Origin of the sequence: Microcystis sp. BLCC-F209, assembly GCF_041928595.1 — a bacterium.
In the GTDB taxonomy this organism is placed as follows: domain Bacteria; phylum Cyanobacteriota; class Cyanobacteriia; order Cyanobacteriales; family Microcystaceae; genus Microcystis.
Genome location: NZ_JBHFLL010000007.1, coordinates 1 through 3,597, shown reverse-complemented (window position 1 = coordinate 3,597; position 3,597 = coordinate 1). Strand labels below are relative to the sequence as shown.

General features: G+C 38.8%; 3 protein-coding genes. 2 read left to right on the top strand and 1 reads right to left on the bottom strand.

The genetic code is table 11. The features are described 5' to 3' along the window. Nucleotides 1-946 (bottom strand): IS701 family transposase (locus tag ACE1AQ_RS00330; RefSeq protein WP_374807637.1); only part of this gene is annotated, 946 nt, incomplete at its 3' end. 79 nt (nucleotides 947-1,025) lie between these two features. Here ACE1AQ_RS00330 and ACE1AQ_RS00325 point away from each other — a divergent pair. Next, a complete protein-coding gene (locus tag ACE1AQ_RS00325) occupies nucleotides 1,026-2,777 on the top strand; it encodes a mechanosensitive ion channel family protein (RefSeq protein ID WP_172456665.1) in 1,752 nt (583 codons plus the stop codon). Between the two features lie 271 nt (nucleotides 2,778-3,048). Beyond that, entirely contained in the window at nucleotides 3,049-3,333 is a 285-nt protein-coding gene (locus tag ACE1AQ_RS00320) for a CHAT domain-containing protein (RefSeq protein WP_306344835.1), read from the top strand. Nucleotides 3,334-3,597: the final 264 nt, after the last annotated feature.

Here is a 3,597-nt window from a genome sequence, read left to right as displayed (position 1 = left end):
CTATCCACGACGCTGTTACTGTATCTGCCTCGACTACATTGGTGATGAAATAGTCCACCTCTGTTGCTTTTTCAATTGAACTTGCATTCATGACGATAGCCAAGTTCCTTTCTCCTTCTAGTTGAGATATTTTCGCTCTGAATACCACTACCCAAACCGTTTTTTCTTGATCTAGATTTAGGGTGATTTTCTCCCAATCCTTTTCTGATAGGCTTTTTGCTAGTTGCTCAAGCTGGATTGTTTCTTCCACACCCCCTTCTTTTTCAATAATTACTTTTCGATTTTTTGCCAATCCTCCTAAGTATTTTAGCTTTCTTTCTTCCAGGGCTTTTAGAAAATTTGTCTTGTTGCCATAACCAGCATCTATTAACACGATTTTCGGTCGATAGCCTCTGGTTAAGGTCCAGTCAATTAAATCTATCGATATCTCCGGTTTCTTCTTAAATTCTTTGTCTTCTTTCCCCTCGGCTAAGGAACTAGCTGGTTGATAAATTTCAATGTCTAGGGGTACACTTTTTTTGCCGTCGTAGAGATGAGTAGTGACGGCGACTATTCCGTTGTCTGTCTTGCCAATTTCTCCCAAGTACTGCCTCTCAACTCCGGCGGTCAGATTGCCACTTTTTCGATGTCCTGAGTCATCGACAATCAGGGAAAATCCTCGGGGTATTTGCGTCCGGCGGCATTGGTTCATCACTTGCAACCGACATTCATTCACCTGACGGTCTGACCAAGGAGATTCGGTCAAAAAGTGATGTAATCGGTTATAAACTACTCCGACGGCATTATTGGCGATTTGAGTGAGGTTTTTCCTCTCACTTTCCCCTAATAATCCTCCTAAATATTGTCTGAAGCCGTTTTTTTGCGCTTCGTTTTTGAAGCAATTGTCAAACCGCCGACACCATCGGTCAAAGCAGGGAGGCATCGCAGCTGGGGTTGTCTCTTTCATCGCTGATCTTTCAACGTAAAGTGCTTACTCTTTAACGATTATACTCTATTATACTCTTGTTGATCGTTTAAGTCCCACTATGCAATTTGTACCAGTTGTCGATATTAATCAAAGATATTTAATGCTAACTACAGCATCTAGAGCTAGAGGATGGATGAAAAAAATTGGGGATACTCTGCTAATATTTGCTGTAGTTTTACTACTGACTCTTACCTCCCCTCTTTTGGGAATAGCTCAAAATCCGACACAACTGGAAAACAAAATTGACGGCTTTCCAGTTATGTTAGATGGAAAACCCCTCTTTTTTATCCGACGGGGAGTTTCTTCATTTTCGGCGGAGGAGAGAGCTAACGCTATTACCCGGAGAATTGAAAGAATTGCTCACAATGATTCTATTCCTGTTGAGAACCTGACAATTAAGCAGATTCCTGATGATAACTCACTTTATTTAAGTGTAGATCAAGAAGTAATTCTAACGGTGACTGAGGGAGACGCAAAAGCCTATCGTTCAACGCCGGAGGTTTTAGCTCAACAAGCTTTACAAAAAATTCAGGTCGCTATCGCTCAATATCGCCAAGATCGAAAACCAGAACAACTACTTAAGAACGTCATTTATACGGTTATAGCTACCTTTGTTTTCTTGATTATTAGCTTTGCAGTTATCAAAATTTCAGGGAAGCTATTTCCCTTTATTCGACGTTTGATTGAATCCTTGACACCAGGCATTCAAATCGGGAATGTTGAGATCATATCTTCCTCTAAGATCAGCTTTTTGGGGCTGCGATTTCTGCGTATAATTCGCTTACTTGTTCTCTTTTTATTATTATTTAATTATACTACATTTGTACTCCGTTTATTTCCCTGGACAAGAGTTTTTGGCGAGAGTATTTTAGTTTATTTTTCTCAATCATTAGAACTGGTTTTATCCTCTATTGGTAAATATCTTCCCAATGCCTTTATTATTGCCATAATCATTTTTATAACCTACTACTTAATCCGGCTAATCAAGCCATTTTTTACAGCAATAGAAAGAGGAAATCTGATTATTCCTGGTTTTTATACTGATTGGGCTAAACCTACTTACAATCTCCTATTAGTCATAATTATTGCCTTAGCGGCAATAATGGCTTTTCCCTATTTGCCCGGTTTTGATTCCCCTGCTTTCCGCGGTGTTTCTGTTTTTCTTGGTCTTCTTTTATCCCTTGGTTCTACTTCAGCGATCGCCAATGTCATCGGGGGAATTATTCTTATCTATACCCGGGCATTTCGCATCGGAGATCACATTCAAGTGGGAGATGTAATTGGCGATCTAATTGAAAAAAACTTCCTAGTAATTCGCATTTGCACTCCCACTAATAAAATCATTACTATTCCTAACTCATCTTTATTAAGTAGTAATGTGATTAACTTTAGTATTTCCTCGCGGGAATTAAACAGAAATCTAATTATTCAGACAACGATTACCCTAGGGTACGATCTGCCTTGGCGAAAAGCCCACAAAACCTTAATTGAAGCTGCTCTAGAAACTGTGCATATTCTCAAAGAACCCGCACCTTTTGTCCTGCAAACTAGCCTAGATAATTTTTACATCAGTTATCAATTAAACGCTTACACTAACCAACCCAATTTGATGGTAATAATTTATTCAGAACTCCATCAAAATATTCAAGATAAGTGTAATGAAGCTGGGATTGAGATTCTCTCTCCCAGTTACACTTCCCTACGAGATGGAAATACAACAACCATTCCCGAAAATTATTTACCTTCCGATTATGTTGCGCCTCCCTTTCGTGTTCAATCTTCAGACAATCAAGAAAAAAACACATTTTGACACCAAATCCGTTTTTAAGCACTCACTGTTGACGGATTATTAATAGACCTCTGGTAAAAATCAAAAGTTGTTGTTAGGAGTAAGTAGCCAGTAGTCAGGAGAATTAAGAATGAATAATAATTAATTCCATAATCTCTTGACAGATTTTAGGCAATTTAATCCTTATTTTTGCCGTTTTTGAACTATCAAAAGTTAATTGTGCAAGAGGTTTAATATAACATCGCCGATGCCGCATTATTAGGATTAGAAAACAGCGAATTAATCACTCTGAGTGCTTGCCAAACCACCAAAGAAGCCAAGGCTGATAGCAGAGAAATATCGGGACTGGCTTACATCATCAGTAATTACCAGTCTTTGGAACGCGCCCGATGACAAAGAATTAGCAGACAAATTCCCTGAGATAATTACTTTAATTATGATGGCTAAATTCTATCGAAATCTCCAGACAGAAATGAACAAAAGCCCAGGGATGAGAGAGGCAAAACTAAGCCTGATCAAAAAATATCCTCATCCTTATTGTTGGTCGTCTTTTATCCTGATTGGGGCTGCCAATTAAGCAGCCGATAAGAACTATAGCTCCCATTCTTGATAGCAATGAAGGCGCACTCATGCCCGTCGCTTAAATTCACTAAACAGGAGGATTCAGATATGGTCATGAATCAAGAAGCCTTGAATTATCTGGCTCTACCGAACCTGTCATGTAAAACTATCAACAACTCATGCTTGTAAAGTTTATATACTAAGGCTTTGAGTTTTTGTCAGATTGATATTTATCAACTTTAGAGCATTGCTGTGCAGAGAGGGAGCTTGAGGAATTTTC